Source organism: Micropruina sp. (assembly GCF_047606365.1).
Lineage (GTDB): Bacteria > Actinomycetota > Actinomycetes > Propionibacteriales > Propionibacteriaceae > Micropruina.
In genome coordinates this window covers 1-3,294 of record NZ_JASGEN010000054.1, presented here as the reverse complement: position 1 = coordinate 3,294, position 3,294 = coordinate 1, and the positions used below count along the sequence as shown (strand labels likewise).

The 3,294-nt window shown below is 69.9% G+C and carries 4 protein-coding genes; 1 reads left to right on the top strand and 3 read right to left on the bottom strand.

Going from position 1 to position 3,294, the window contains the following annotated elements:
* Both QM624_RS07095 and QM624_RS07090 read right to left on the bottom strand, forming a co-directional pair.
* The coding region (locus QM624_RS07095) for an aspartate/glutamate racemase family protein (RefSeq protein WP_415090201.1) at positions 1-323 on the bottom strand (323 nt) is incomplete at its 3' end.
* Between the two features lie 9 nt (positions 324-332).
* Positions 333-1,322, bottom strand: a complete 990-nt coding sequence (locus QM624_RS07090; RefSeq protein ID WP_415090199.1) for a Bug family tripartite tricarboxylate transporter substrate binding protein — start codon at positions 1,320-1,322, stop codon at positions 333-335.
* A 60-nt stretch (positions 1,323-1,382) separates the two neighbouring features.
* On the opposite strand from QM624_RS07090, the gene QM624_RS07085 reads away from it, so the two are divergent.
* A complete protein-coding gene (locus tag QM624_RS07085) occupies positions 1,383-2,462 on the top strand; it encodes a helix-turn-helix transcriptional regulator (protein WP_415090197.1) in 1,080 nt (359 codons plus the stop codon).
* Between the two features lie 42 nt (positions 2,463-2,504).
* Here QM624_RS07085 and QM624_RS07080 read toward each other — a convergent pair.
* The coding region (locus QM624_RS07080; protein ID WP_415090195.1) for an MFS transporter at positions 2,505-3,294 on the bottom strand (790 nt) is incomplete at its 5' end.

The following is a 3,294-nucleotide window of genomic DNA, read 5'->3' as shown; positions in this document are numbered from 1 at the left end:
GTCTCGCGCGCGATGTGCACCAGCGGCAGACCGGCGGCCGCCTGCACCTCGTCGGCGGCGAAGTGCCCGGTGTTGGCCAGAATGGCGACCAGCTGCGCGCCCGCTGCGCGCAGCTGTCGCGCAGCGGCTTCCAACTGCGCGCGCGCGCCGGCGGGGTTGCCGGCCGCCATGTCGGCGTACACCGGCGCGAAGTCCAGACTCACGATGATGCAGCGCGCCGAGTGCAGCCCACCCAGCGCGCGCTGCACGTGCTCGTTGAGCAGGCGGTAATAGCTGAGCGTCGATGGCCAGGCGACGCCGCCGATCAGACCCGCAGTTCTCATCGCGCGTGTTCAATCGAGCTTGAAGCCGAGCTTGCGGATCACCGGCTCGTAGCGCGCCATGTCGGTGCCGATGCGCATGCCGAGCGCCTGCGGTCCGGTCTGCAGCGCCGGCTCGAAGCCGAACACCAGCAGTTTCTCCACGACGTCGGGCTGGCGCACCGCCCAATCCACACCCTCGGCCACACGCTGCACGATCTCCGGCGGCAACCCGGCCGGGCCGACGATGCCGAACCACACCGACAGGTCGATGCCCTTGTAGCCCAACTCCTCCAGCGTCGGCACCTCCGGCATGCCCGAGAAGCGCCGCGCCGAAGTCACGGCCAGCACCTTCGCGCGGCCCGACTTCACGAACTGCACGTAAGGCGCAACGCCGTCGAAAGCGGCGTCGATGTCGCCGGCGATCGTGGCCTGCGCCACCTCGGCACTGCCCTTGAAGGGCACGCGCGTGGTCTGGATGCCGGCGCTGCGGTTGAACTCCTCCAGCGCGATCTGCGACAGGATTGCCGCCGCGCCCACGTTGAGCCGGCCGGGTTCGGCCTTGGCGCGCCGCACCAGTTCGTGGATGTCGCCCACGCTGCCGGGCGCGGTGCGCGCGATCACCGCGTTGGGACCGTTGACCACCAGCGCCACGGGTGTGAAGTCCTTGCGCGGGTCATAGGGCAGGCGCGTGTACAGCGCGGGGTTGAGCACGAAGGTCTGGTCGATGGACCACAGCAGCGTGTAGCCGTCGGGCGGCGCGCGCAGCAGGTCCTGCACGCCGATCAGCGTGTTGCCGCCGGGCTTGTTGTCCACCACGATCTGCTGGCCCAGGCGCTCCTGCAGGCGCGAAGCGATCAGCCTTGCGGCCACATCGGCACCGCCGCCGGCGACAAAGGGCACCACCAGCCGGACCGGCCGCACCGGCCAGGCGTTCTGCGCGGCGGTTGGCAGACTCCCGGCCAGCAGCGAGCAGAGCACGGCAAGACCGATCAGAAAACGGCGCACAAGGCGAATGTTCATCCCTACACTCCAACGACGAAACGAATGTGTCAACGCTAACGCCGGCCCTGGAGCTTTTCTATGCCGATCGAATCAGGAACTGTGCCGATCCAGCCGGCGCCACTGCCCATGACACTGCGCGAGGATGACTTCAATGCCACCTTGGTGCGCCAGCCGCCTACGCATCCCAACCCCGCCCTGTCCGGCCTGTACGACAGCGCCAGCCGCGCGGTGTGCTGGCCGGGCGATGGCGGCCGCGTGACGCGCCTGCTCACCTCGCCCTGGAATGGCGCGAGCGCGCTGTACTTCGATTTCTACCTGAACGAGGATCTGCGCGTGCACCTCGACCCGGACGGCGAGTTGCTGCTGACCTTCTTCCTCGCTGGCCACGTGACCGGTCAAGTCGGCGACGAGCGTGGGCCGGTGCTGGATTTCCGCGTGAACCGCATGCTGCTGCGCACGCCCAACCGCGCCGGCGGCTACCTGATCCACATCCCCGGCGCCTGTCGCAACCACTTCGTGCAATTCCGCCTGCGCCGCGCGCTGCTGCCGCATTGGCTGCAGGCGCTGGGCGTACGCCTGCCGGCGCGGCGCATGGACGAACTGGTGGAGCGCGACGACGGTCGCGTTCTGTGCAATGCCGCCCTCACCCCGCGCGTACGCGCCTGCTTGGCGCGCATCCGTGCCGAGCGTGCCGACCAGCCGGCCTTCGTGCCGCTGTTCCATGCGCACGCGACCGAACTGCTGACCTGCGTGCTGCTGGAACTGGAGGCCTTGCTGCAGCCTGCGCGCTCGGGCATCGCGCAGGGCGGAGGCGACACGGCCGAACGCACCCTTGAGCGCATGCGCGCGCTGGTCGCCGAATCTCCCGCGCGCGATTGGACGGTGCATGTGCTGGCGCAGCACCTGGGATGCAGCAGCGCTCGCCTGCAGCGGCAGGTGCGCGAGGCCTCGGGTCGCTCGGTCTACCAGTTGCTGCTGGATGAGCGGCAGGCGCTGGCCGCGCGCCTGCTGCGCGAGACCCGCCTGAGCGTGCAGGCCATCGCGGCAGAAACCGGTTGGTATTGCCACAGCCGCTTCAGTGCGACCTTCCGCAAGTATCACGGTTTGGCGCCGCGCGAATACCGCTTACAACATGCCGTGCGCGCTTGTGTCGGATGAAGCGTGCCTCCGATGATGCATGAACGATCCCGCCGCCGCAGGTCAATGCTCGGGCGCAACTGCTGTACGAGATACCAGACCACGTCCCGGCCACAGCGCCGCCAGGGCCAGCAGCACGGCGACCAGTGCATAGGGCGCACCGGGGTCGATGTCGTAGACCAGCGTGCCCACCAGCGGCCCAACGATCATGCCCAGGCCGTGCGCGGCGCCGACGGTGCCGGCGGTCGCGCCCTGTTCGTGCGCCTGCACTGCGTTGGCGGCCATGGCGGTGACCGAAGGGAATACCCAGCCCATGCCCGCCGCCGCAACGAAGTAACCCACCCACAGGGCCCACTGCGTGTGGGCGAACAGCACCGATCCGAAGCCCACGGCCGAAACCACGCCACCGATGCGGATCAGCCGCTGCGGCGGCCAACCCAGGCTGCGCACCAGCAACTGCGCCAGGATCAGCGCCAAGCCGACCACCGTCAGGGCGAGGCCCGCGGCGCGTGCCGCCGCCGTCGCATCCAGACGCAACCGGTCCAGCGCGAAGAAGCCCACCACGACCTGCGCGACCATGACGCTGAACATGGCGGCGAAGGCCACCGCCAGGGGGCGGCGCAGGCGGATGTCCGTGATCTTCAGCGTGGTGGCATCGGGCGCGACGTGATGCTCGCTGCGCGGCAGCCAGCGCCACAGCACAACCAGCGCGAGCAAAGGCAGTGCGGCCGTGATGAACAGCGGCAGCTCTAGGCTGTGCGCGGCCAGCGCCCCCGCGACGCCCGGCCCGGCGACCATGCCGATGCCGCTGGCGGCGCCCAGCGTGGCCATGGCGCCGGCGCGCTTCGCCGGC